Annotated in this window: 27 protein-coding genes and 2 pseudogenes; 12 read left to right on the forward strand and 17 right to left on the reverse strand. The window is 60.2% G+C overall.

Annotated features, from left to right (window positions below; genetic code table 11):
* Window positions 1-42: 42 nt before the first annotated feature.
* Window positions 43-312, reverse strand: a complete 270-nt coding sequence (locus SAMIE_RS20780) for a hypothetical protein (protein ID WP_066701706.1) — start codon at window positions 310-312, stop codon at window positions 43-45.
* Between the two features lie 220 nt (window positions 313-532).
* Here SAMIE_RS20780 and SAMIE_RS20785 point away from each other — a divergent pair, with 220 nt between their 5' ends.
* On the forward strand, window positions 533-817 hold the full coding sequence (locus tag SAMIE_RS20785) for a hypothetical protein (RefSeq protein ID WP_066701775.1): 285 nt from the start codon (window positions 533-535) through the stop codon (window positions 815-817).
* A 137-nt stretch (window positions 818-954) separates the two neighbouring features.
* A complete protein-coding gene (locus tag SAMIE_RS20790; protein WP_232037468.1) occupies window positions 955-1,458 on the forward strand; it encodes a DUF983 domain-containing protein in 504 nt (167 codons plus the stop codon).
* Window positions 1,459-1,473: 15 nt separating this feature from the next.
* Here SAMIE_RS20790 and SAMIE_RS20795 read toward each other — a convergent pair whose 3' ends face one another.
* The 3 genes and pseudogenes from SAMIE_RS20795 to SAMIE_RS20805 all read right to left on the reverse strand — a co-directional run bounded on the left by SAMIE_RS20795 (window position 1,474) and on the right by SAMIE_RS20805 (window position 2,806).
* Window positions 1,474-2,025: a sensor histidine kinase gene (locus tag SAMIE_RS20795; protein WP_232037470.1), complete on the reverse strand. Its 552-nt coding sequence runs from the start codon at window positions 2,023-2,025 to the stop codon at window positions 1,474-1,476.
* Window positions 2,026-2,039: 14 nt separating this feature from the next.
* A pseudogene (locus tag SAMIE_RS20800) lies at window positions 2,040-2,294 on the reverse strand (DUF4158 domain-containing protein); the annotation flags it as partial.
* Between the two features lie 4 nt (window positions 2,295-2,298).
* A pseudogene (locus SAMIE_RS20805) lies at window positions 2,299-2,806 on the reverse strand (recombinase family protein).
* Window positions 2,807-3,059: 253 nt separating this feature from the next.
* On the opposite strand from SAMIE_RS20805, the gene SAMIE_RS20810 reads away from it, so the two are divergent.
* The 5 genes from SAMIE_RS20810 to arsH are packed head-to-tail and all read left to right on the forward strand — an operon-like array spanning window position 3,060 to window position 6,058.
* Window positions 3,060-3,392 carry an ArsR/SmtB family transcription factor gene (locus SAMIE_RS20810; RefSeq protein ID WP_048937964.1) on the forward strand — a complete coding sequence of 111 codons (333 nt, stop codon included), beginning with the start codon at window positions 3,060-3,062 and terminating at the stop codon, window positions 3,390-3,392.
* Window positions 3,393-3,400: 8 nt separating this feature from the next.
* Complete coding sequence (arsC, locus tag SAMIE_RS20815) at window positions 3,401-3,832, forward strand: arsenate reductase (glutaredoxin) (protein ID WP_066701701.1); 432 nt, start codon at window positions 3,401-3,403, stop codon at window positions 3,830-3,832.
* Window positions 3,829-4,890 carry an ACR3 family arsenite efflux transporter gene (gene arsB / locus SAMIE_RS20820; RefSeq protein ID WP_048937962.1) on the forward strand — a complete coding sequence of 354 codons (1,062 nt, stop codon included), beginning with the start codon at window positions 3,829-3,831 and terminating at the stop codon, window positions 4,888-4,890. Before arsC ends, arsB begins: the two co-directional genes overlap by 4 nt.
* Entirely contained in the window at window positions 4,887-5,321 is a 435-nt protein-coding gene (locus SAMIE_RS20825) for a GNAT family N-acetyltransferase (RefSeq protein ID WP_048937961.1), read from the forward strand. The genes arsB and SAMIE_RS20825 overlap by 4 nt, the downstream gene beginning before the upstream one ends.
* Window positions 5,318-6,058, forward strand: a complete 741-nt coding sequence (gene arsH / locus SAMIE_RS20830) for an arsenical resistance protein ArsH (protein ID WP_066701700.1) — start codon at window positions 5,318-5,320, stop codon at window positions 6,056-6,058. The genes SAMIE_RS20825 and arsH overlap by 4 nt, the downstream gene beginning before the upstream one ends.
* A 70-nt stretch (window positions 6,059-6,128) precedes the next feature.
* Here the strand turns inward: arsH and SAMIE_RS20835 are convergent, their stop codons facing one another.
* Window positions 6,129-6,794 (reverse strand): cytochrome b/b6 domain-containing protein, encoded by a 666-nt coding sequence (locus SAMIE_RS20835; protein ID WP_048937959.1) that lies wholly within the window; start codon window positions 6,792-6,794, stop codon window positions 6,129-6,131.
* A gap of 65 nt (window positions 6,795-6,859) precedes the next feature.
* Window positions 6,860-7,294: a TolC family protein gene (locus SAMIE_RS20840; RefSeq protein WP_126516951.1), complete on the reverse strand. Its 435-nt coding sequence runs from the start codon at window positions 7,292-7,294 to the stop codon at window positions 6,860-6,862.
* 118 nt (window positions 7,295-7,412) lie between these two features.
* Here SAMIE_RS20840 and SAMIE_RS20845 point away from each other — a divergent pair, with 118 nt between their 5' ends.
* Window positions 7,413-8,762: an IS1380 family transposase gene (locus tag SAMIE_RS20845; protein WP_162849047.1), complete on the forward strand. Its 1,350-nt coding sequence runs from the start codon at window positions 7,413-7,415 to the stop codon at window positions 8,760-8,762.
* A gap of 152 nt (window positions 8,763-8,914) precedes the next feature.
* On the opposite strand, the gene SAMIE_RS20850 is transcribed toward SAMIE_RS20845, so the two are convergent.
* The gene (locus SAMIE_RS20850; RefSeq protein WP_162849112.1) at window positions 8,915-9,208 is read right to left on the reverse strand and encodes a metal-dependent hydrolase; all 294 of its coding nucleotides are present in this window, start codon (window positions 9,206-9,208) and stop codon (window positions 8,915-8,917) included.
* Window positions 9,209-9,405: 197 nt separating this feature from the next.
* On the opposite strand from SAMIE_RS20850, the gene SAMIE_RS20855 reads away from it, so the two are divergent.
* Together SAMIE_RS20855 and SAMIE_RS20860 are read left to right on the forward strand one after the other, a co-directional pair.
* On the forward strand, window positions 9,406-10,482 hold the full coding sequence (locus SAMIE_RS20855) for an AraC family transcriptional regulator (RefSeq protein ID WP_066704062.1): 1,077 nt from the start codon (window positions 9,406-9,408) through the stop codon (window positions 10,480-10,482).
* Window positions 10,483-10,553: 71 nt separating this feature from the next.
* The gene (locus tag SAMIE_RS20860) at window positions 10,554-11,675 is read left to right on the forward strand and encodes a helix-turn-helix domain-containing protein (protein WP_066704061.1); all 1,122 of its coding nucleotides are present in this window, start codon (window positions 10,554-10,556) and stop codon (window positions 11,673-11,675) included.
* A 457-nt stretch (window positions 11,676-12,132) separates the two neighbouring features.
* On the opposite strand, the gene SAMIE_RS20865 is transcribed toward SAMIE_RS20860, so the two are convergent.
* Window positions 12,133-12,540: a limonene-1,2-epoxide hydrolase family protein gene (locus SAMIE_RS20865; RefSeq protein ID WP_066522057.1), complete on the reverse strand. Its 408-nt coding sequence runs from the start codon at window positions 12,538-12,540 to the stop codon at window positions 12,133-12,135.
* Window positions 12,541-12,699: 159 nt separating this feature from the next.
* The gene (locus tag SAMIE_RS20870; protein WP_083949243.1) at window positions 12,700-12,969 is read right to left on the reverse strand and encodes a cytochrome C oxidase subunit IV family protein; all 270 of its coding nucleotides are present in this window, start codon (window positions 12,967-12,969) and stop codon (window positions 12,700-12,702) included.
* Window positions 12,970-13,590: 621 nt separating this feature from the next.
* Here SAMIE_RS20870 and SAMIE_RS20875 point away from each other — a divergent pair.
* Window positions 13,591-14,367: an SDR family oxidoreductase gene (locus SAMIE_RS20875; protein WP_066522062.1), complete on the forward strand. Its 777-nt coding sequence runs from the start codon at window positions 13,591-13,593 to the stop codon at window positions 14,365-14,367.
* Between the two features lie 226 nt (window positions 14,368-14,593).
* On the forward strand, window positions 14,594-15,844 hold the full coding sequence (locus SAMIE_RS20880; RefSeq protein ID WP_096362255.1) for an MFS transporter: 1,251 nt from the start codon (window positions 14,594-14,596) through the stop codon (window positions 15,842-15,844).
* Window positions 15,845-16,214: 370 nt separating this feature from the next.
* Here SAMIE_RS20880 and SAMIE_RS20885 read toward each other — a convergent pair whose 3' ends face one another.
* From SAMIE_RS20885 to SAMIE_RS20920, 8 genes are all read right to left on the reverse strand, one after another.
* Window positions 16,215-17,384: an acyl-CoA dehydrogenase family protein gene (locus SAMIE_RS20885; RefSeq protein WP_233423709.1), complete on the reverse strand. Its 1,170-nt coding sequence runs from the start codon at window positions 17,382-17,384 to the stop codon at window positions 16,215-16,217.
* A 134-nt stretch (window positions 17,385-17,518) separates the two neighbouring features.
* A complete protein-coding gene (locus SAMIE_RS20890) occupies window positions 17,519-17,791 on the reverse strand; it encodes a cytochrome C oxidase subunit IV family protein (protein ID WP_066522072.1) in 273 nt (90 codons plus the stop codon).
* A gap of 12 nt (window positions 17,792-17,803) precedes the next feature.
* Window positions 17,804-18,397, reverse strand: coding sequence for a cytochrome c oxidase subunit 3 (locus SAMIE_RS20895; protein ID WP_066522074.1), 594 nt, complete (start codon window positions 18,395-18,397; stop codon window positions 17,804-17,806).
* Window positions 18,398-18,443: 46 nt separating this feature from the next.
* Complete coding sequence (locus tag SAMIE_RS20900; protein WP_126516953.1) at window positions 18,444-19,127, reverse strand: hypothetical protein; 684 nt, start codon at window positions 19,125-19,127, stop codon at window positions 18,444-18,446.
* Between the two features lie 106 nt (window positions 19,128-19,233).
* Window positions 19,234-20,100, reverse strand: coding sequence for a recombinase family protein (locus tag SAMIE_RS20905; RefSeq protein ID WP_006961816.1), 867 nt, complete (start codon window positions 20,098-20,100; stop codon window positions 19,234-19,236).
* A gap of 142 nt (window positions 20,101-20,242) precedes the next feature.
* Entirely contained in the window at window positions 20,243-23,152 is a 2,910-nt protein-coding gene (locus SAMIE_RS20910; protein ID WP_006961814.1) for a Tn3 family transposase, read from the reverse strand.
* A 12-nt stretch (window positions 23,153-23,164) separates the two neighbouring features.
* Window positions 23,165-23,854 (reverse strand): trypsin-like peptidase domain-containing protein, encoded by a 690-nt coding sequence (locus SAMIE_RS20915; protein ID WP_232037454.1) that lies wholly within the window; start codon window positions 23,852-23,854, stop codon window positions 23,165-23,167.
* Window positions 23,855-23,976: 122 nt separating this feature from the next.
* The gene (locus SAMIE_RS20920) at window positions 23,977-24,531 is read right to left on the reverse strand and encodes an NADH dehydrogenase ubiquinone Fe-S protein 4 (RefSeq protein ID WP_083952596.1); all 555 of its coding nucleotides are present in this window, start codon (window positions 24,529-24,531) and stop codon (window positions 23,977-23,979) included.
* Between the last annotated feature and the right edge of the window lie 50 nt (window positions 24,532-24,581).

Here is a 24,581-nt window from a genome sequence, read left to right on the forward strand (position 1 = left end):
CGCATCAGGCAATAATGATACGGCGAGCGCCCTCGCCTCTGCTCAGGACCAGCGGAGCGTCGCGGCGAACCATGCCACAATGCCCAAGGTGACCGGCGTCGACAGCAAATAGAGTTTCTGCCAGCGCCACCAGGTCCGGGGCAGAAACAATGCTGCTCCACGCACATCGTGAATTTGGCGCCAGGCACGCTCCTGAACCAGCTGTCCGAGAAGCACCCCGACCGACAGCGAAACTGCGAGCGCGCAGCACAGGCCGACGCCAACGTAAATCGCAAGCCAATTGGCAATTTCCATCTGCGTCAACTGCGCCATGAGTCTCTATGTCTTTCTTGCCATGTCCAGTACGCGCTTGAGACGACACCTGTTCCCGCGCGTTCGACACTTCCTAGCACAAGCATATTGGCAAATGGTTTAGCTCCAAAATGGTCTTAATTCAGCCTGTTGAACCCGCTCATTCTTTGCCCATCTTGCCCGGAGGGTGAATGAAAGCCGCACGGGGTGCCTGAAGCGTCGCAGGTTCGTGCGGAATCCCATGAAAGGCAACGGTTCAAGGGCGAAGAAGGCTGTGCTGGCTACGGTATTAGTGATCGTCTTCCAGGGGACGGAGAAGGTAGGCATCTATGACGATCGGCCAGCGGCCAGCGCGGCCTTGTGGAGCTTCGTCGAGGCGCATTGGGACGAGGCGCACCATGGTCCCGCGCCAGAAGCCCGAAGCGAGGCGCAACTGAACCTCTTCTTTGCCGGAGAGGGCGACAGCTATGTCATCGCGGAGGCGGATCTGGACGACGCAGCGCAGGCTCTCGGATCGCCGCTTTAATCAGACGAGCGCACATTTCGGACGTCGGAATGATGTTTTATACATCATAACTGCGCCTTCATATTTGAGTGTAAAAGCCATATGATTCCTGGGGCTGTCTGCCGTCCAGCCTTGCCTCTCTTTTCGATAGCAGCGAGATGATCTTGCCTGCTTTCACCCGAACGCCATTCGATCGCCGTGATCGTCCGGCCGGCGCCCCGCCCGCCCAGTTCATCGGGCCGAAACGTCGAGACTGCGCTCTGCCCGAAACGCTGGGTACCGCCGCGCTACGCGGCGTGCGCGGCCGCTGTCCAAGGTGCGGCGAAGCGCACCTATTCTACCGATTCCTCAAACCTGTGACCATCTGCGCGCACTGCGGCCAGGACTGGAGCCATCAACGCGCGGACGACTTCCCGGCCTATGTGGCAATCATCGTGACCGGTCACCTCATGGCGCCCCTCATCATCGCGCTGGCCCGCGATTTCGCGCTCTCGGTCACCGCGATGATGGCGATCATCGTACCGCTGGCGCTTGTTCTGCTTCTTGGCCTGTTGCAGCCCGCCAAAGGCGCGATCATCGCGCTGCAGTGGTGGTGGGGCATGCACGGGTTCGAAAAGGAGCGAACAACAGGAGTGGCCGAGCCTGGGGACGATGGACCGTAGAGGTCGCGGCCCGCCTCAGACGACCTCGAAAACGCTGCCCTCTCCCGGCGCGCTGCGCTTGAGCGTGATCGTCCCGCCGTGGAGCTCGACCAACTGTTTGACGAGCGCGAGTCCGATCCCAAGTCCTTCCTGCGTGCGCTGGTTGGACCCATCGATCTGGGCAAACAGATCGAAGATCCGGGCCTGCATCTCCGCCGGGATGCCGACGCCCGTATCGGCGACCTCGATGCGGACCTGATCCTCTTCGCGCCTCGCGGAGAGGTGAATTTCTCCGCCCGCAGGCGTGTATTTGGCGGCGTTGGTGAGGAGATTGCCGACGACCTGCGCAAGACGGGCATGATCGGCCTCCAGCCAGATCGGCTCAGGCGCGACATCCTGGATCAGCTCATGGCTGGCCGCATCGATATGATGGCGTGATCCTTCGACGGCAAAGGTCAGCAGATCCTGGAGCAACAGATGCTCCTTCTTGAGCGCGATCTTGCCTTGGTCGATGCGTGCGATGTCGAGCAGGTCCTCGACCAGGCTGCCGAGATGCCGCACATATTTGCTCATTTGCCCGCGCACCATCGTGGCTGTCTCGGGATGCCGAGCTGATCCCCGACGAACCTGAGAGGAGCATCCGGGATGAATTCGCCGGGCTTCAGCAGCCGGCCGGGATAGCGCAAGGCACAGAGCTGTAGCGCAAAACCGAGTCGGTTGTGGGGACGCCTTCGGCTCGTGATGGCGCGCAGATCGTCGACACCGAGCGTCCAGTACCGCACCAGGTCGGCTTCGTTTTCGGACAAGGCGAACAACTCGGCATGTTGCGCCTCGGTCAGAACAGAACGGCGGGGCATCTGCTCAGGCCTTGGCTGGCCCCGTCCAGCCAATCCGATCAAGCGTGCCGATGAGGGTCGATCGGGGCACCTTGAAGGACCGGCACACTGACGCCTTGCTTGCACCAGCATTGAGTGCGTCAGTGATCTGCTCGATCGTTTCCGCGTTGATGCTAGGTGGACGCCCCCCGTGCCGACCGCGCCGCCGAGCTGCTGCCAAACCCGCCATCACCCGTTCGCGCGTGAGCGCGCGTTCATATTGAGCAAGCGCGCCGGTCTTTCAGGTCGGTGATGATCGTCAGAAGGTTGGCCAGGGATCGCCCGAGGCGGTCGAGCTTCCAAACGATCAGCGTGTCGCCATGCTTCAGGTACTCCAGGCAAGCCTTCAGCCCGGGGCGATCGTCCCGTGCGCCCGATGCTTTGTCGGAATAGAGATGACGCTCATCGACGCCGGCGGCGATGAGAGCATCGCGCTGCAGGTCGACCGACTGGCGATCGTCGACCGATGAGACACGCATGTACCCGATGAGCATGTACGACAAACCTCTGAATTGATGTTGTCGCGCATTAGATCAAGGCGACAGGGTTTGTCGTACATAATCGGGCGTCGTCATGGAACTGCAATCCGTTTGCGTCGTCCCCTGTCGGGAAACATGTGTTTGGCGACAGGGGCGAGCGCGGCAGGGGCCGACCAGACCCGGCCTTTCGTGACGGAGCGGCCAAGGTCGGCTTCTGGTAAAGTCAGACGCTCCTTGATTAAATCCATATATCCAATAACGTGGATATATGGACAACGACTCAGCCATCTCGGTCCTTGGCGCGCTCGCGCAGGGCACGCGCCTCGACGCATTCCGCCTGCTGGTCCGCCACGAGCCTGACGGCCTGGCCGCTGGCGAGGTCGCCAAGGCGCTCGACGTGCCGCAGAACACCATGTCGGTGCATCTCGCGACGCTGGCCCGCGCCGGGCTGATCCGGTCCGAGCGGCGCAGCCGCATCATCAACTACCGCGCCGATCTCGACCAGTTGAAGGCGCTGACCCTGTTTCTCGTGAAGGACTGCTGCGGTGGGAAGGCGGAGCTTTGCGAGCCGCTGATCGCCGAGCTCAACCCCTGCTGCTGAAGGCCGCCATGACCGTCGATATCATCATCTATCACAACCCCGAGTGCGGGACGTTGCGCAACACGCTGGCGATGATCCAGAACGCCGGCATCGAGCCGCACGTCATCGAGTATCTGAAGACCCCGCCCAACCGCTCGCGTCTCGTTTCGCTGATCGGTCGCATGGGGATCACGCCCCGCGCGCTGCTGCGCGAGAAGGGCACGCCCTATGCCGAACTTGGCTTGGGCGATCCGGCGCTGAGCGATGACCAGCTCATCGACGCGATGATCGAGCATCCGATCCTCATCAACCGGCCGATCGTCGTCTCGCCACTCGGCGTGAAGCTGTGCCGTCCGTCGGAAGAGGTGCTGGACCTGCTACCTTCCCGGCAGCGCGGCGCCTTCACCAAGGAAGACGGCGAGAAGGTCATCGACGACGCGGGCAACAGGATCGGCGCATGACCACTGCGGCGCCGGCGAAGCCGGCGATCAGCACATTCGAGCGCTATCTCAGCGTCTGGGTAGCGCTGTGCATCGTGGTCGGGATCGCGCTCGGCTACGCGCTGCCGGGCCTGTTCGGCGCGATCGCCACAGCGGAGGTGGCGCGGGTCAACCTCGTGGTGGCGGTGCTCATCTGGCTGATGATCATCCCCATGCTGCTGAAGATCGATCTTCGGGCGCTCGGCTCGGTCCGCCAGCATTGGAAGGGCGTCGGCGTCACGCTGTTCATCAACTGGGCGGTGAAGCCGTTCTCGATGGCGCTGCTCGGCACGCTGTTCCTGGGCTGGCTGTTTCGGCCCTTGCTGCCGGCGGGCGAGGTCAGCTCCTATATTGCCGGTCTGATCCTGCTCGCCGCCGCGCCTTGCACGGCGATGGTGTTCGTCTGGTCCAACCTCTGCGAGGGCGAGCCGACCTACACGTTGAGCCAGGTCGCGCTGAATGACGTGATCATGGTGTTCACCTTCGCGCCGCTGGTCGGCCTGCTGCTCGGCGTCGCGTCGATCACCGTGCCGTGGGACACGCTGCTGATCTCGGTGATGCTCTACATCGTCGTACCGGTCATCGTCGCGCAGATCGTCCGCAGTGCGGTGGTCGGATCAGGCGGACAGGCAGCACTGGACCGGCTGCTGGCCTGGCTCGGGCCGGTCTCGCTGCTGGCGCTGCTGACCACGCTGGTGCTGCTGTTCGGGTTTCAGGGTGAGGCGATCATCGCCCATCCGCTGGTCATCGCGCTGATCGCCGTGCCGATCCTCATCCAGGTCTATTTCAACGCGGGGCTAGCCTACTGGCTGAGCCGCCGGCTCGGTGTGGCATGGTGCGTGGCGGCGCCAGCCGCGCTGATCGGTGCTTCCAACTTCTTCGAGTTGGCGGTCGCCGCCGCGATCAGCCTGTTCGGGCTCAACTCGGGCGCGGCGCTGGCGACCGTCGTCGGCGTGCTGGTCGAGGTGCCGGTGATGCTGTCGGTCGTCTCGATCGTGAAGCGGACGCGGCCCTGGTACGAAGCGAGAGCGACGGCATGACCCAGATCTATTTCTCCGAGGCTCGGCACGCTGATGATATTCTGCGGCTCGCGCTTGGCGCCGCGCAGCTTCCGACCGACGATCTCGGCGGTCCCGACCAGATGTTCTTCAGCCTGTCCGACGACGAGGGTCTGATCGGGTTCATCGGTCTGGAGGGCAACGGTCCCGACCGACTGCTCCGCTCGCTCGTTGTCCTGCCGACCCGTCGCGGCAAAGGATATGGCCGGATGCTGGTCGAGCGCCTTGAAGGCGTTGCCGATGGCGCGGTCGAGCGGCTGCATCTTCTGACCAGCGGCACCGGGGAGTTCTTCCGCAGGCTCGGTTACGCCGATGCCGATCGCGATGCCGCGCCGGCGTTCATCGCCGCGACCGCGCAGTTCACGTCGCTGTGCGGTCCGCGCGCGACCTATCTCGTCAAGGATCTTGGATGACGCGCCTTCGTGAAGTGCCCGACGCCGACCATCTGCCCGCACTCGATCGTAGCATCGCCATCACTCGGCCCGCCGCCGGCATGGGCGACAATCAGCCGCCGCCGCGCATCCTGCTGTTGTACGGGTCGCTGCGCGAGCGGTCGTTTAGCCGGCTCGCGGCTGAAGAAGCGGCGCGACTGCTTATCCTCTTCGGCGCGGACGTGCGGATATTCGATCCGAGCGACCTGCCGCTCCCAGATCAGGTGAAGGGTGACGATCATCCGGCGGTCCATGAGCTGCGCCAGCACGCGCTCTGGTCCGAAGGCATGGTTTGGTGCAGCCCCGAGCGGCACGGCCAGATCACCGGCATCATGAAGGCGCAGATCGACCATCTGCCGCTGGAGTTCGGCGGCATGCGGCCGACCCAGGGCCGCACCCTCGCGGTCATGCAGGTGTCGGGCGGCTCGCAGTCGTTCAACGCGGTCAACACGCTGCGCCTGCTCGGCCGCTGGATGCGGATGATCACCATCCCTAACCAGTCAAGCGTGGCGATGGCGTTCAAGGAATTCGACGAGGCCGGCCGCATGAAGCCGTCGAGCTATTATGACCGCATCGTCGACGTGATGGAGGAACCCGTCCGGTTCACGATCCTGACCCGCCCGCACGCCGGCCAGCTCGTCGACCGCTATTCCGAACGGAAGGCTGTACAGGCAAAGCGTAACGCTGCCACCGATCTTGCGGTCCAAGCCGTTCTGTAGGCCAGCGCATCAATCATCGACTATTCGGAAAGCCAAGCCGCTATCGCCACGTTGCAGCATTACCTCCATCCTATTGTGCTCGGCCGGGAAGCATCGCTGTAAGAATATACTTCCCACTCCTCCTCGTTTCGAAAACAACACCGGCAAGGTGGAGGGCAATCAGAACGTACAGCAAATTCACCGCTGTCTCGTGCACTTCCTTCAAGGGCTCGTCCTCTGCGTCGTCGCCTGCCTCTTTCCGCTTAGAACCTTTGAGTACGACGCTGTCCCTGTCATCTGTGCCTCGACCAACGGCGTGGGACGGAGCCTCGCTAATCCATTTCGTGGAGGGCAGACCAGCCATGCCAATGCCGGTCGCTATGATGATACTAAGCGTTCCCCAAATAGCGTAGACCATCAATGCACCTAACGGATTGTGCGATGGATGGATTTCATTGTGTCCGGCTCTAATCTCCCGGATATGGGCAAGCGCTTTACGCGGGCTCGGTGGGAATGCTGTGAACCGTGCCTCTTTGGGCCCTACGAAACCCCAGAGCAGCCTAAGCGCCAAAACGGTTGCGAGGGCGTATCCCACCCAGACGTGTGGCCCCGAACCCTCTTCGGTGAAAATAGCATTCCCGATGACAGCAAGAACGATTGACCAATGGGTCACCTTAACGACGGGGTCCCATTTCGCCTTTGCTCGGGCTGAGTCTTTTAGGGGCCGGACTGGGGTTCCAGGCTTTGAACTCTGCATTTCAGATTCCTCCGCGTGAATGGGAAGATGACTTCATTCTCTACAGCGATTGCCAACCTACGCCCTCATGGCTCCTTCTCGTTACCTTGCCATATCGTATGAGAATCGATGAGTAATTTCACGATAGCTCGTGTCGCAGAGCTGCGCGCGTCTATGGCCAGCCGGTCCGCATCATGTGCTTGCCGCCTGGAATAGAGCAGATCGGACAGGTCGATGATGCCCCCTTCGTACCCGCGCTCCGTCCGTGTGGCGGCGTCGAGCGAACTTCTGGCGGCACCCTGGAGCCGCTGCCAAGCGACGTAGCGGCCAGAGGCGTTCGCCATATCAGTATCGGCCATCGCCAGCACCATCCGGCGCGCTTGCGCGAGATCCATAGAGGCAGCGGAGGCATTCGCTTCCGCCTGATCCTGCTGGAATTTCCGGTATCGTCCTCCCAATGGGATCGAGAAGACGACACCGACACCGCGTTCAATGCCAGAACGCTCGCTAACCCGTCCTATTCACCAGACGGGATCTGGTGGTTTGGCGGGAGTGGCATAAGCCTCTGATCTGAATTAGGAACTGGGTGTCGAAGCCGAACCTGCCGCAGGGCAGAAAATGCCACAGGCCACACCCGCCATGAATGACGATATCGCAAGCACATTCCGATTCCCAGCGGCCGGGCGCAAGAAAGTCACAGCCGCTTTCGACGGTGGCCGGCTGACATCGGACGGCGGTGTCCTACTCCTGGCGCAGGCCGAGCGCACGATGGGGATTTGCCAGCGGCTTGCGGCTTGCATTGCCGACTGGCGCGATCCTGCGCGGGTGGTTCATCGCCTCGACGATATCCTGCGCGCCCGCGTGTTCGCGATCGCCTGCGGCTACGAGGACGCCGATGACCTCGACGCCCTGCGCGACGATCCGGGCTTCCGGCTGGCGCTGGGCAAGCTGCCGGGATCGGGTGCGGGGCTGGCCAGTCAGCCGACGATGAGCCGGTGGGAGAACGCACCGACTACGCGCGAACTGGCCAGAATGATGGCCGCGATGATCGACATCTACTGCGCCAGCTATCCCGCCCCGCCCGCGGCGGTGACGCTGGATATCGATGATACCTGCGATGTCGTGCACGGTTATCAGCAGTTGTCGTTCTGGAACGGGCATCATGGCGAGCGCTGTTTCCTGCCGATCCATGTCTACGACACCGCCACCGGCCGGCCGGTGGCGATGCTGCTGCGCACCGGCAAGACACCGTCGGGTGTCGAAGCTGCTGGCCACATCCGGCGCCTGGTGCGTCACATCCGCCGAAACTGGCCGGAAACGCACATCACCATCCGCGGCGACGGGCACTATGGCCGGCCCGAGGTCATGGCCTTCTGCGAGGCGGCCAGCGTCGATTACGTCTTCGGCCTGCCGACCAACGCCGCGCTGCGTGGCGATCCGGTCATCGTCGCTGTCGCCGATGCCTGCGCGGTCAAGCGAGCTCAGCGCCAATATCCGGTCCTGCGCACCTATGCTGAGACCAGCTACGGCGCGAAGAGCTGGAACTGCCAGCGCCGCGTCGTCGCCCGGATCGAGGCCAGCACAATGGGCATGGACATCCGCTATGTCGTCACCTCGCTGGCCAAAGGCTCGGCCGAGCACATCTACGACACGCTCTACTGCGCTCGCGGCAACGCCGAGAACCTGATCAAGCGCCACAAAACTCAGCTCGCCAGCGATCGCACCTCGTGCCGCTCTGCAAACGCCAATCAGATGCGCCTCATCCTGCACACCGCCGCCTACTGGCTCCTGTGGCGCATCCAGCAGGAAATCCCAAAAGCCACCGCACTCGCCGCCGCCGAGTTCGCAACGCTGCGCCTGCGGCTGCTCAAGGTCGCTGCCCGCGTCATAGAAACCGCCACTCGCATCCGCGTCGCCTTCGCGTCAGCCTGCCCGGATGCCAGCGTGTTCAGAGCCATCGCCATCAGCCTCAGACCAGCACCCACATAGCCAGCGCGGCTGTGCCGCCGAATCCCCGAGCCCCAGTCCATCAACCTCGAAAAGCCCATTGCTCCTGCCGCGCTGAAAAACGCCGGCCAAGCCGCTCGCCCAGGTCACGCGGCCACCGACAGATCTAGGCGGACCGCCCCCGAGGAGCAGTCTCATGAATAGGCCGGGTTGAAGTGCTGCGCCTCCTGGGCATTGAACGCGTGCATATCCTTTTTCAGGGCAGGATCATCGACATGATCCATTGCCTCCCGTAGCGTTCGGATCAGAAAGGGCTCGAGATAAGGTAGAGACAGCGAACCAGCATTTACCATCTGGCTGAATTCCGGCTCCCGCTTGTTCCAGATCGGATCGAAGTTTTCATCGTTGAACTTGAATGGGATGTTCCTGATGACAATTTCGCTGGTCGGCGATCCAACCTTGTCATGTAGCTCCGTATGAGCGTTCATAACCTCTCCTCCGACTCTTCCGGTGCTCGCCTGAACCCGCGACGCCGCTTGCGCCTGAGAGGCGGAAGCACCGTCGACCATCCAAGATGGCACTCTCCCTGTAATTTGACGACCTTAGCCATTGCGGGCGGATAGTTCTTGTCATATCGTGACAAACAATGGTCAGATCAGGACACAACGAACCAGCTGCGGAGCGAGTGAGCAGGGGCAACGGCACCTCGGCCGAGTTCGTGCGCATGAGCGGTTTGCAAAATCTCGAGAAGACACTCCAGTCGTTCGGCGTCGATCTGGAGGCACTCTCCCAACAGCTTGGATTCGAAAAATCCGATTTCGACCGAGGCGACATGATCATCAGCGTGAGCGCTTCGGTTGCTCTCATGGAAGCGTGCATCGACACCACGGGTCGGGAGGATTTCTTCTATCACCTCATCAAGACCCAAGGCCTGGGGGCTCTCGGGTCGATGGGCCTGCTGTTGCAAACCGCGTCGAATATAAAAGAACTCCTGAGCGATCTCGAGATATTTACAAAATCCTATGCACCTCTGGCACAATGGTTCATTAGACCTCATGGCGATCTGATAGCCATCCAGCTTGTTGTGAACGCATCGAACCTGACAGCCCGCCAACAACGTATCGTGACCGAGTTCGGGCCGTGCAAGCTTTTTCACCTTCTTCAAATCATGACGAACGGTCAGTTCAAGTGCGAGAGCATTTCGTTTATCCATTCCGACGCCACTACGCGACAAGCTGCAGAACAATTCTTCCAGGCACCAGTCGATTTCAATGCCGACATGAACGCGCTGTGGATCAGACCCAAGACACTCAAGGTGCCGATCGTCTTTTCCAACAAGGATATGCACGCGCTGATGCGCGAGAAGCTCAGTGATCCGTCGACGCTCGAGCTGGAAAGCTCGTTAGCGAATCAGATCCGCATCATCATCAGCTCGCTCCTCCCGAGCGGAACTCCAACCGTCGAGGAAGTCGCGCGATATTTCCATTGTGACAAACGCACGCTGCAGCGGCACTTGCGACGCGAGCATGACCTTTCCTTCCAAGACCTGTTGAGTGCCGTCAGACTGGAAAAGGCCCAGCATTATTTGCGCACGGCAAACATGTCGATGACGCAGATCGCTTACTTGCTGGGCTATTCTGACCCCAGCAACTTCAGCCGGGCATTTCGCGCCCTCGTCGGATGCAGCGTACGAGAGTGGGTCGCCGCAAATGAGCCGCATCGACGCCGAAGCTCGCTCGCGCGGCGGAGAAGCGTTGTTTGAATGGTCGCGCCTGGCGGGATGGAGATCCGGGCACCGTGACAAGGAATTCGATCTGACAGATCACGACACCAATGATCAAACGCGACACGATCAGTAATATGCCGACCGTGGAACGGGGGAACATGGAGAATGGGGCCTCGGCCGCACTCGTGCGCATGAGCGCATTGCAGAACCTTGAAGTCACTCTGCAATCGTTCGGCGTCGATCTAGAGACGCTTGCCAAGCAGTTGGGCTTCGAAAAGGCGGATTTCGATCGTGGCGACATGATGGTCAGCGTAAGCGCTTCGGTTGCCCTGCTGGAAGCTTGCATCGAAAAGACGGGTCGTGAAGACTTCGTCTACTGCCTCACCAGAAATCAGGGCCTCGGGGCTCTCGGCTCGATGGGTTTGCTGCTGCAAACGGCATCTAACGTCAAAGAGCTGTTGAACGACTTGAAGGTCTTCACAAAGTCGTACGCACCGCCTGCGCGGTGGTTCGTTCAACCGCAGGACGAACTGATCGCAATTCAGTTCGTGGTGAATGCTTCGCACCTTTCTGTACGTCAACAAAGGATCATAACTGAGTTCGGCCCATGCAACCTCTTCCACACTCTTCAGATCATGACGGATGGAAAGTTCATGTGCGAGAGCGTTTCCTTCATTCACTCGGCCGGTGACACGCGACAAGCAGCGGAACAGTTTTTTCAAGCGCCGGTCGATTTCGATTCTGACATGAATGCAGTCTGGATAAGACCTGCTATGCTCCAGGTGCCGATCGTCTTTTCCAATAAAGACATGCATGCACTCATGCAGGAGCAACTCAATGACCCGACCGTATCTGCTGTCGAAAACTCTCTAGCAAACCAGATTCGCATCATAATCAGCTCGCTCCTCCCCAGTGGCACTCCGACGGTCGATGAAGTCGCCCGGTACTTTCACTGCGATAAGCGCACGCTGCAGCGCCATCTGCGTGACGAACATGACCTCTCATTCCAGGATCTTCTGAGCGCAGTCAGGGTCGAAAAAGCACAACATTATTTGCGCACCACGAATATGTCGGCAACGCAGATCGCCTATCTGGTGGGCTACTCCGATCCGAGCAATTTCAGCCGGGCATTCCGCGCCCAGGTGGGCAGCAGCGTGCGGGAATGGGTCGCTACCAATGAACCGCAACGCCGCCGAAACTCGCTGGCTCGGCGGAGGAATGTCATTTAGGGTGATGCTCCTTGACCACGGCTGCTTGGTCGCTCCCCTGAACCATGATTTGTCGATGCAATAGGACCATCCGTGACCCGGCGGTGCTCCTTGATGGATGGTTCCAGCTGAGCGAGCCGTAGATGCGCCGGATCGAGCCATTCCCCATTCAGTCTCACCTGACCCGGGCGTGAACGACCGGCGCATCGCCCGCACAACAGTTTAAAGCCGATTGATCCGTGAGCAGCGTGAGCGGACTCAGTGGCACTCCGCCGGTCTGGCCAGCCAGGCCGGCGTGACCGATCGGACCAGGATCGACGCGCCCGCTTGAGATGCACCGGACGGCGGTCAGCCAGTTCTAGAGGGCCCTGCCAAGCGTATCGGGCGCGGCAATGATCCCCAAGCTGCCCGCTGCCGCACTCCATCGGCAGAATTCTAGCAAAGGAGTGCGCGCCGACGATTGTTCCGAATAACGGAACTAGGCGGCCACCTCGGGAGCTTGGAGAACTGCCGCCCAATCGCTGTGATTGAAGTAATCCCGCCACATGACGATCTTTCCGTCCCGGACCTGACAGATCGCCATGCACTTGATCATCGTCCGCTTCGAACCGTCCAAGTTATAATAATGGTCGATACGCTCCGACAGCACCATGTCTCCGTCCGCCGCGATAGCGCTCCACTCGAGAACAAATTTGAATGGCGGCGCATCGTTTTCCAGCCTGTTGCAAAGGTCGATCGCTTGATCGATCCCGTAGGTGGTCTCAGATCCGATGGTTTCCCACACGGTTTCCGGGGTGAAATATTTGGCGATCAATTCTTGCAGCGCGCCCGGACCTCCGGTCCAGCCGCTGAAGAAGGCGGTGACGGTTTCAATAGGCGTAGCCATGAATTCATTCTCCCGTGCTGTTCATCATTGCGAAGTGTCGAAAGCCCCTGGTTACCCCTTGCCTTCGGGTGCGAACAAGGGTTTGCGAACCAGATCGGCGATCTCTTGCGGTTAACCGAATTCCCCTTCAGTCTGCCCGTTGTAGAGTTCCCTGGATCATCAAGCGACCAGATACCACATCAGAATTCCGCCTAAAGAGATCGTCCAAGCGCAGGCGACAAGCCTTGCCGCCCAGTGAGCGTGGCGAACTTCGAGAAAGAATTCAATTATGGCCAGCGATTTGATCATCGCTGCCGCAATGATCACTGCCGCCGCCTTTTTGGAGTCAGCCACGGTAGCATCTACACTCTGAACGAAAGAGAGAAGGGTGACCACAACCAGAACGCCGAACACCGCTGTAGTGGATGTAACAAACACATTATTTTTCATGAGGTAAACTCGACATTATCTGAGGAGTCATTCGATCTGCGGCTCTGTCCGTCCTTGCGCTGCAATACTGACGAAATCGGACGAGTCGACACAAAACCGACATAGCCATTCGGCGCTACTTGCCTAACTTCCAGAAGCTCCGCGAAGACGGCTTAGAGCCGATTCGCAGTCTCGGGGTGTCGAAAAAGCGCAGCCCTGGGCATCGGTATGGTCAAGCGGTCCGACGCAGAGTGGAGCGGCTCTCGCCATAAGGTCCTTCCCGGCAGCAACGGCTTCAGCAATCCAAGTCGCCCACGTGGAGGGATGCATCGCCAGCGCCAGACTTTGTTCAGGCGGAAAACGGATTGAGACGCTCCCAGGCACCACTCGCCACGACACCTTACTTGCACGTAAGTAAGCTATCGGATAAGCCTGCGGAGGTTTTGAACAATCGCCTCCACAAGGGCCGCGGCATTCTTGGAAGAGAGTCTGCGGAGGGGGACGAGCGAAACTGCAGCCGAGGGGCCGTCGTCACGGCTTCCGGCTGCCACGCCTTTGAACGGGGTGCGCCCTCTTGCGAGTTGATTCGGCGGCGCCCGATGAGTCCGACTGTTGCAGGCATCAATTATACGGAGGCGACATATGGGTGAATTGGCTTTCATGGTCGGAGCGGCGACCGGCATCGGCGAAGCGACTGTCCGACAATTGGCCGCTGAAGGGGTCAAGATCGCCCTGTGTGACGTCAACAAGGCAGCCGGCGAAGCACTCGCCCAGGAAGTTGGCGGTGCCTATCTACACTGCGACGTTCGCAGCTACGATTCAGTCGTGAACGCCGTGACCGCTTGCGTCGAACAATTTGGCGTTCCCGATTTCGCGCATCTCAATGCCGGCCTGATGACGGTCCCGAAGGACGATCCATTTCTGGCGCTCGAGGATGTCACGCTCGAGCAATACCGAAACATCATGAGCGTCAACGTGGACGGGGTGTTTCACGGCTTGAAAGCGCTCATTCCGCTCATGCGGCCGAAGTCCGGAACGATCACGGTCACCGCGAGCGTTGTCGCTTTTGAGCCGGTCCCTATCGATCCGCTCTATGTCGCCACAAAACATGCGCTGGTCGGCCTTGTCCGCAGCGTGGCGCAGGCAAACGAGGGATCGGGCTTGCGGGTGAATGCGATTTGCCCCGGCGTCGTCGACACCCCTCTCCTGCCGCCTCCCTTCCGTGATCCCTCAACCACGATGCCCGCTGAGGTGATGGCCCGGGAAGTTGTTTATCTGCTGCGCAAGGGGGCGAATGGTGAGGTCCGCGTAAAGAACTCGGCGGACCAGCACTCCTTCGTCATGCCGATGATCGACATCATGAAGGGCGCTCTGGAGAACTCACTGAACCGGTCAGGGTTTGGCACCCCTGCCTCCTAGTCGACAGCTTACATCTAGGGTTCGGCGGGGTGATGGCATCATCGACGCCTGCTGCCCCGGAGTGAAGAAGCCGCCGCTGGTATCGGCTACGCTTTTTGTGATAGCATCGGCCGACGGGGGGCGCGATCCACGAATATCGGCAATTCTGAATGACTTCCCGGCATTCAGGTCGTGCGACGCTTTCATTCCGAGTCATAGATAAAAACTTAGGATTGGGGAGACAAAGGTGAGTGCTAGCCAAGAAATCAAGTCGTGGGACACCGACTATGAGTGGAAGGTGGTGCTCCTGCTCGCCTTGGGGTTCGGTCTGGTTGGGCTGGATAGATGGATCCTGGCACCCTTATATCCCTTCATCGCAGCCGATTTGGGTCTCGCAGAGGGCGATATTGGCTACCTCGCCGGCGTCCTCGGCATCGTGTGGGGGCTTTTCGCGATATTCGCCGGGCGTTTGTCAGACCGCATAGGACATCGAAAAGTTCTCATTCCATCGATCATCCTGTTCTCGCTGATGTCGGGATTTTCCGGGCTAGCCCACAGTCTGACTTTCCTGGTGGTTATCCGGTCGCTGATGGGAGCGACGGAAGGTGCCTTTTGTCCAACAAGTTTCGCAGCGACGGCTGCCGCCTCGAAACCGGAGCGGCGCGGCTTCAACCTGGGCCTGCAACAAAGCGGCTTTGCCTTGTTCGGCTTTGCCTTGGCGCCGATGGTCGCGACACAGTTGCTCACCGTTGTTCCGTCATGGCGAGAGGTTTTCTGGGTCGTCGCGATACCGGGCTTCCTGGTCGCACTTCTTTTGTATTTCGTCCTGCGCGATCCTGGAAATGCACCTGCTGCCGGTCTGGTGGGGATTGAGGAAGCAGCACCCGTCAAATGGATGGAAGCTCTGAAAAGCCGTAACATCATTGTCTGTATGATGGCGCTGATATGCGCAATGGCATGCGTCTTCGTTCTTGGCGCAATGGTACCGATCTACCTGATGAACGTCATCCGACTGTCTCCGCAGGAAATGGGCATCGTGACGTCGGCCATGGGTTTCGGCGGGTTTATCGGGCAGTTTAGCTGGCCGGGACTCTCGGACAAGTTCGGCCGCAAACCGCTCGCCATCATCGGTTTTCTGGCTGCAGCGGTCTCGGTATATTGGTTTTCGCAGATCGGTGCCGACACAACCTTGCTGTTCGTCGCCCTGTTCATAACTTCCTTCTTCTGCCTCGGAAACGTCGCCTTGATAACCGGTCCCATTGCCACTGAATCGGCTCCAGCAGGGTTGGTAGCCGCATCGATCGGCATTGTGGTTGGCGCAGGTGAGATATTCGGCGGCGGTGTTGCGCCTGCTATTGCCGGGTTTGTGGCCAATAATTTCGGGCTACCGAGCGTCCTCACCGTCGCTCTGACAGGCGTTTCCATTGGGGTGTTCGTCTGCTTGCTCCTCAAGGAAACGGCGCCTCTGAGGGTCGGCAACCGCCCCGCGACGACTTGACCTACTAAAGCCGAACGTGGTGCTTGGTGCTGGGTGAGCGCATCGGCTCGGTCGGAATGGTTCAGCAGGTTCCGGCGGCTGCAGATCTCGCGAAATCGTCTTGAGGTGCGAGGCCGGCGCCGTCGGCGAATGAATAATCCAGGCGACGGGCGAGTGTCCGTCGCCTGGATATTGCGCCTTATAGCGGCATCAGGTGCCCCGCCCGGAGAAGCCGAGGCTGCGACGCTTGCGCCCATGGAATGCATTTGCGTCTTCGCTGAGCGCCCACGCCGGACCGAGCCTTTACCCCACTCCGATCAGGGTCTTTCCACAAGGTGTTGACCTTGTTCGACCCGCTCCGAAACGATCGAGCCAGAGAAGGGGAGCTAAGCTATTCGGCCAGTCCCAAGCGTTTGGCTATATTGTTCTTCTGCATGTTTGATGATCCGCCAATGATCGGCATTCCGATCAAATCGATCACGATCTGTGGCATATCGAATTCGTCGGACAAGCCGTAAGCGCCAAGGACCCTCTGGCACGCGAGACCGATTTGAACTGAGACGTCGGCAACGAACAATTTGGCCATGCTCGTCTCAACGGAAGCCGGGCGGCCCTGGCTGACAAGCCATGCCGCATGGTAGAGCATATGACGACAGGCCTGCAATCGCGTACGCGCGTCCACCAGTTCATGGCGCACTGCCTGGTGCCCGCTGATCGGCCTGCCGAACTGTTGCCGTTCCTGGGCATACTGCCAAGCTTCTTCCACCGCGGCCTGCGCCAGGCCGTAAGTGATTGCGGCGACTTCAACCTTCTCGACATCGAGCGACTGTCCCGCCAGCACGCGCCAGCCTTCGTTCCAGGCCTGAGGACCGCCCAAGATGTTCTCCGCGGAAACCCGCACATCGTCAAAATGCACATCAAAGCTGTGGGTGTAGACCATGTTGCGATGGCTCAAGGCCGCCCGGGTGATGCCGACCGCATCTGTCGGAACGAGCACCAGGGTCAGATTACGATATTTACTCCCCTCAGGATCGGAGTTCACGAGGCAGATGATATAATCTGCCCAATCCGCGCCCGTGCACCAGCGTTTGGAGCCGTTGATGACCACCGTGTCGCCACCATCCTCCAGATGGGCGCGAGTCTGCACCGATGCGAGATCGCCGCCGACGTCGGGTTCGGAGAATCCGTAAGCGAACTGCACCTTGCCTTCCGCTATTTTCGGTAGCAACACCGCTTTCTGTTCCGGCGAACCGCTCTCGGCGACGTTGCCTCCACCATAGAAGGCGCAATGAATATAAGGCCCTGCGAGAAAGGAACCGCACCGGCTTAATTCCTCGATCACGGCCGTTGCCGCGTACCAGTCCGGCCCCTGGCCGCCAAACTCCGCCGGAACCGTCAGAGCGCAGACTCCCAGTTCTGACAGCTTTGCGAAAACGTCGCGCGGCCACGCTTGCGCTCGCCGCCATTCCTCCCTTTTCGGCCGCGGCGCTTCCTTTTCGATGAAGCGGCGCAGGGTTGCGCGCAACATCTGAATGTGATCGGGTTCATCAGAAAAATACATAGTCATTCGCCCCGTCGTCTGTTTGCAGGCTCGCTCGGGCTCTCACCAATAAGCCAACGGCGCACTGGAGCTGCTACCGACCTCGTCACGCCGGCGATAAAAAGGATCTTCTGGTGGCCGAGTTTGCGACCGTTTCAGGCAATCATCTTTGCCGTATACCAGTATATGCCGAAGATCATCACGGAGCAGGTGATCACCCAGCAGTTGAAGAACCATCGAAACCCGGGCGGCACCGTGCCAAGGTCCATGAAGTGGTACAGCACCAAGCGCACCTTGAAGCCGGCGATAGCCATCACGACGGCGACGGCCAACATTCTGGCATGGTGATATTCTGCCATCAGAAAGCTGGCCAGCGAAACCGCGATGAGCAGCGCCCAAATGCCTGTCAGGCGTATAGAGTGTGTCATGTGAGTGAGCCTCTACCAAAGCAGGTAAAGCATTGAGAACAGGAAGATCCATAACAGATCAACGAAGTGCCAGAACAAGCCCCCGGACTCCAGCCAGATGGCAAAACGAGGGTCTGTTGCTTCCCGCGACGAGGTGCCCCAGGCCAGATAGGCCAGAACGACCATGCCAAAGAGATAATGAACGAAGTGAAGGCCGGTGAGCGCGAAATACAGCGTGAAGAAATCATTCGTAACGAGCGTGATGCCCGACCCGAATTTCTCAGCATATTCGGTGATTTTTATCAGGCCGAAGCAGCTGGATACGGCGATCGCCGCTACCAGCAGCCGTCGGGTTACACGTTCGCCCTGGCCCCTACGATGTGCGTTCACAGCAAGCGCTACCAGCAGGCTGCCACTGATCAATATCAACGTATTGACGAAGCCGAGCCACGGATCCAGGTGCTTGGCGGAAGCCGAAAAAAGGCCCGGCTGCGCCAGCCGCTCGACCATGAATACAAGAAAGAAAACCCCGAAAATGACGCTGTCAAGGACGATAAACGCCCAGATCGAGGGGTAGGTCTGGAGGGCAGACTTGCCCTCCGAACCTTGTAAAGTTGTCTCAGACAACGAACGTTCCCTTCTTCGAACCAAATGTCCCTAGGCGCGCCGCGGCTCAAGTCCGGATGCTGCTGGACTCGCGATGCTCCCGAACCAGGCGCCCGCTTGCTCGTACGATCGCAATCGACACGACAAGCCAGTAGAAGAAAAACACCGAGAACTGAGCATAATAGTTCAGCGAACCGCTGCGTGACAGAGGCCCTTCGTAGACGAAAGGCATCAGCGAGAGGAGCAGGAACGCGACTCCATCGGCGATGGAAACCCAGCACACCCAGCGCGGAACCAGCGGCTTTTCGCGCCGGTCGGACATCAAGCACACGCCCATGGCGACCATGCCAAGGGTTGTGAGAGAATAGGACGTGTCGAACAATATCCATGACCAGTCATACAAGAGCATGAGGGTTTGAGGTTCCATGACCTCCGGTCGATACGAAATGGTCAGCCACATGCTGCAGGGCATGATGAAGATCATGACGGTGAGCGCCCAGCTGAAATACGCCATGGTGGATAGGACGTTGTTGTCCTTGTTTTCCCGCTCCACGACCTCCATGACCTTCGCGACCGCCACGCCCCAGACGAAATATAGGATTGCCAGCAGCATCATGATTGCCATGCCGATGCGAACTTCGGTCGCGTTGGCGATTATCTTTTGTGCCACTTCGTCGGCGCTCAGACCTGCCGAATAGGGCGGTATATTGTGGCCCAGCACACCCCAGAACAGGACGGTCGCCGCGAGCATGAAGGGGCCGCCGGCCCAAGCGCTCGCACGCACATATCGATAAGGCCCAGTCGGCCCGAAGCTGCGATTTTGGCCATGTTGAAGAACAAAGATTGAACATGGCGATCTACCAGGCTCGCTCTTGTCCTCCAATCTCGTAAACATCGGTCTCGATCGAGCACCTGTAGCTCTCTGCGATGTTGAACATCTCTGTCTGGAGAGATGCGATCTCATCATCGAGGCTGACGCCATCGGCACCCTGATCATAGGCGACGGTCAGCGTGTAATCGCAGTTCCCGGTCTTTTGCATCTGGTAATCCCGCTCCAGCATCGCCTCAATGCGCTCGCGAGCGGGCTTTCTGCCACGACCATGCTTGTTGAAGTTCTCGATGGTCAGATGCAGGGCGATGGTGACAGAAGGCGGCTTTTCCGGCAGCCCGATCCTTGAAGGAATGACGTCAAGCGCCCGATAGACGGTCATTCTTGAGATCTTGAGGTCGCGCGCGACGCTGGCCTTGCTCGCGCCGGCGGTGATCCGGCGTCGGATTTCATCGTCATCGATGTTTTTCTTCCGGCCTTTGTAGACGCCTTCGGCGCGCGCCGCCTCGATCCCGGCGCGCTGCCGGTCCTTGATGAACGTCAGTTCCATGTCCGCGACCATGCCCAGAATGGTGATCACCATCCGCCCCATGCTTCCGGCCGTCGTCACCTCCGGCTCAAGCACCCGCAATGAGGCTCCCTTCTGGTCGAGTTCATGAACCAGATTGAGAACATCGCGTGTGGAGCGACCGAGCCGATCGAGACGCAGGACGACGAGTTCGTCATCGGCGCGCAGGAACTGCATGATCGTCTCAAGCTCCGTGCGTCCAGTGCGCGATGCGCCCGAGCCTGTTTCGGAGCGGAGGATTTCACAGCCCGCTGCCTTCAACCGGGCAACCTGGATGTCGAGATCCTGGTCGATGGTGCTGACGCGGGCGTAGCCGACGCGGGTCATGGGCAAATCCGTCACATTAGGGTGGCTTTGCCCTCGTACAGTAACATTGGTGACGGAACCACCCTTTTGTGACATGTCGTATATGTCACTTCCGATCGTCACGTTCGGGTGCACCCAAATGGTGCGAGCGGAAAGGCCCCGGTCAGGCAGCAAGCCGCCCAAAATCGATCCGGCTATTCAGATCGAGGTCGAAGCGGCCATAAGGATTGACGTGGCTGTAAATCAGCGGTGTGAGGCCGCGATAATCATCCGGCGTCATCCGGCCCGTCCATTTCGGTTCCACCAGCACGCTCTGAAGCATTCGGGTGTTCACATAGACAAGCGACGCTTGCAGCAAATGTAGCGCCAGGACCGAGAGCTGCTGCTCATCGATGCGGTTAGTGGCGATCTCGCCGCCCTTGCCGAAGAAAACGAACCCATTGGCACTGTTCCAGTTTTCAACGACATTCAGGCCTTCATGAATTTCGCGGCGGAAGGACTCCTCGCGCAGATACCGGCACAGGAAGATCGTCTTGACCGCGCGGCCCAGCTCACTCAACGCCTTGTAGGTCGGGTGCATCACCTCGGAGCGGCTAAACCGGCGCAGGATCGCCTCCGGGTCGGCGGTTTTTGTCTGCATCGCGGCTGCATATTTGACCATCTCGTCATATTGCTGCTCGATCTCATCCCAGTTGATCGGACTGGAGAGGATCGGCTGCAAGTGGGGAAGCCGCGTTCGCATGCCGACATCGGGAAGAGCCAGCTTCTGGCGAGCGATCGCTTTCAGGCGGGGTGCAAGCTCAAATCCGAGAAGCCGGCAAAATGCAAAGCCAACCGCGCTTTGGCCATGACTATCAACATATTGTCGCTGGATTTCCATGTCGGTGCAATGGCGCAGCACGCCCTCGATCATGGAGGCGACCTCGGAGGAAGAGCAGCGCTTGAGCTGGGAATAGACGCATGTCGCGCGTCGTTCGACATGCCAGTAGATCATGACGCCCCGTCCACCATAACGCGCATGCCATTCCGTCATCAGGTTGCGATCCCAGGCTCCGAACTTTGTGGAATCTGACGCACAGGCCGTGCCGGCGTCCCCCCAGACTGCAGCATTGCGGATTGCCAGGGTCGCATTCGCAACCCTGGCACACGCCTCCTTGAGCGCCGCGGCATGAACGAAGCGGCGATGGACATGCAGCAGCTCTTCATAGCTGACATCGGGGGTGGCGCCGGCGATCCGCTTGAGCCCGGCATTCGTTCCCAGGCCGTAGAGGCATAGCAGGAGACGTTGATCCAGCGCGGTTTTCGGCAGTGCAACACGCGAGGCCGATGTTTCGAACGCTTCGAGAAGTCCCGTATCAAGGGCAGCCTCCTTCAGTACGTCGAGCAGCCCGGTCATCGGCCAGCGTTGGCCGATCTCGGTCTTGATCGAGGCGAGACCCCTGGGTTCGGGCAAGGGTTTGAACGGGGTGAGAGATATACGGTTCTCGCCGCGCCACAGCAGCCGAACCTTGTCGTTCCGGGGAATATTGGCATTGAGGAGCAACAGTTCCTGAGCAAGCTCTTCCCGGATGGCGCTTGAAAATGCACGCGCATCCGCCGTCAGGTTCAATCCTGTGTAATATGCTTCTCGCCGCGCATCGAAGTCCTTGGGAAGATCGTCATCGGGATTGCGGTATCGGTCCGCCCCGACAACCCAGATTTCCTTAGAACGGATGCGATCGCGCAGTTGCGCGAGGACACAAAGCTCATAACTGATCCGGTTTACGCGCCCCTCTTCATCAATGACGGAACTGCGCCATCTCGCCGGAATGACCTCGTCGACCGGCACTGCGTGCGGCGGCACGTAGCGGCATCCATCATCCACTTTGCTTCTGATCCAGTCCAGGGCCGCCAGCACCGGACGCCACACGGCGTTGTTCGACCGGAACTCCAGTGCCGAAAGCAGGCTTGGCAGCATACGGCGATAATGATTGGCCCATGACCTCCGCATCACCTTGTAGATCCGCCGATCCAAGGCGCCCTTTGCCTGGCTTTCCTTGATGATCGCCGCCAGTTTGTCCTTGCCGGCGATTGGGAAAATGACATCGCAGATGCGCCCGGATGGATCGTCGATCGAAGCGCTGGCAATCTCGACCAGGAGTCGCTCCTTGCCATAGACCCGCTCGATGTCTTTCGCGATATCGCCCACCACCTTGCGTTTCGAGCGCGATCCGATCTTATGGACCGTCTCGATCAGCAGGTCGACCATCGCATCCGTAAGCTGAGCTTCCCGCGCCATCAGATAAACGGCATAGAGCCCGAGCTGGCGCGCCGGTACATGCCGGCGCATCTCCGAGGCTTTCTCGCCGGCAACCCGGCGAACGATCTGATCGACCCATGCCTTGCCCGTGACCGATAGGAAATCTCGGGGAAGAGCAAGCCGTTGGATAAAGGCGAGTTTGGCGGTCACGCCAAGAATGTTTTCGAGCGTCGCCTGACCTGCATCCCCCTTCATCGTGTTGAAGCCGGTCGGGCCATCGGGATCGGCGAGCGAGGCTTCCAGCAAGGCGACCGCATCCGGCGCAAGCCGATCGCGGACTCGGGCCAACAGGGCCTCCAGATAGAGGTGTCGTTGCGAACGGACGAGGCGTTCCAGCTCCTTGCGCGACGGCCCATAGATACGGCGGTCGCGGCACCACAGGAAAACATGCTCGAGCATGGCATTGATCGGCTGCCCGCCCGCACAAAGATCGTCGGAAATCCACCTCGACAACGCCCTGCGATCCGTCTGCGTCATACGGCGGAACCCGAGATGCCGCAAAATCTCCGCGCAATGCCGGCGGGCGGTGCGCCCGGAAAAATCATAGTGGTTCACGGATTTGGCATCGAGACCAAGTTGCTCCGCCAGATACAAGACACCGTCGGAGGGTATCGACGCATGATCCGGCACAAAGAAGCCATGCCCGGCGAAAAATCTAAGCTGAACCGCCAATCCCAGTCGTGCCGTCTCCGCTTTGCCGGTCACGAACGCGATGTCCGAAAAACTCAGGCTCCAGGAGCCGATCAGATCCCCACTCGAAACGCCAAGGCTCATAACGCCGCTCCCTTATCGGAGCGGAACGTCGTTCCTCGCATGGGCGATCGTCAACAACAACCAGCCCGTTCCCGACGTGTTCTCCAAGATGACCAAAATCGCAGCTTCGGGCCGACTGGGCCTGATTCCGATAACCTCACCGCGCATGTTGATGAGCGGCCCTCCGGAATTGCCTGGATTGATCGGTGCATCGGTCTGGATGAGGCCGACCGGGCTTTGCGGCGTCAGGCCGCGGCCCAGCGCACTGACGATCCCTGCCGTGACGGTTTGCCCGAGGCCGAAGGGATTGCCGACTGCGACGACATAGTCGCCGACCTCGGCGGTATCGGCACTGGCAAGCGGCGCGGCTTTCAGGTTCCGAGCCGGAATCTGCAAAACCGCGATGTCCGCGTCGGGACTGACGCCGACCAGCCGGGCTTCCAGCTTGCGCTGGTCCTGGAGCATGACAACGATCATGAGGCCGTCCTTGACGACATGAGCGTTGGTCAGAACCAGCCCGCGTGCGGCATCGACGATGACCCCCGAGCCGGCGGACAGGCGCGGCTCGAGCGCCACGTCCGGGACCCCGAAATGACGGCGAAAATAGGGATCGCGAAGCAGGGGATTTTGCGCATAGGGGGAGGGATAGGCCACCGCGATGTTCACCACTGCCGGCGAGATGCGCTTGACCAGCGGAGCGACGGTGAGTCGGCTGATCGGCACCGGCTCTGCTGCGGGAACGGGAGGGATATCCCGCGCTGCGCCGCCCCATGAGAACCCCCAGCCGAACAAGAGGTCAGCCAGCAAGGCACAGCCGAGGGCGCCGATAAAAAGCCCCCCACGCTTCATGACAGGCCCGCGTGGTGATGCGGATCGGCTGCGGTGCCTCTGCCTTGAATGGGGCCGGGGTCTGCAAGCACTGGATAGTTTCCACAACAGCGGGCATGGGGCCCCGTGGGCCAGCAGCAAAGCGGCGCCATGGCACTAAGCTGGAAGGCCTGAAGGGCGGGCTGGACGGGGCGCCGGCGGGGCTTGTCATGGGTGATGAAGCTTAGCCCGCGCCCACGGCAATAGGCCTCCGCAGCCTCGCGCGTGGCAAATTCGAGCATCAGGGAAGAGAGTGGATCTCCTGCCCCGGTCCATCCCGTCAGCGGATCGGGCAAGGGCGCGAACCGCTCCCTAAAGCGCATCCGCCAGCGGCCCCGCCGCGCGCGCCCGGGGTGGTCGGCATAGGGATCGGGCTCGATGATCGCCTGCGCATCAGGCGGCAGCGCGCTGGTATAGCGCTGCCATGTCGGCTGCATGGCGATCGCATCTTCATTGTCGTTGGCCCCTTTGGGAGTCGGCCGCACCCCGGGGGCGGCGGGTAGCGGACTGGTCAGACTTGGTTGCGTTGCCATCCTATCCTCCAAGATGAGGGCGGCCCGATCAGGCCGCCCTCTCTTCCTGG

The sequence above is a fragment of the Sphingobium amiense genome, from assembly GCF_003967075.1.
Taxonomy (GTDB): Bacteria; Pseudomonadota; Alphaproteobacteria; order Sphingomonadales; family Sphingomonadaceae; genus Sphingobium; species Sphingobium amiense.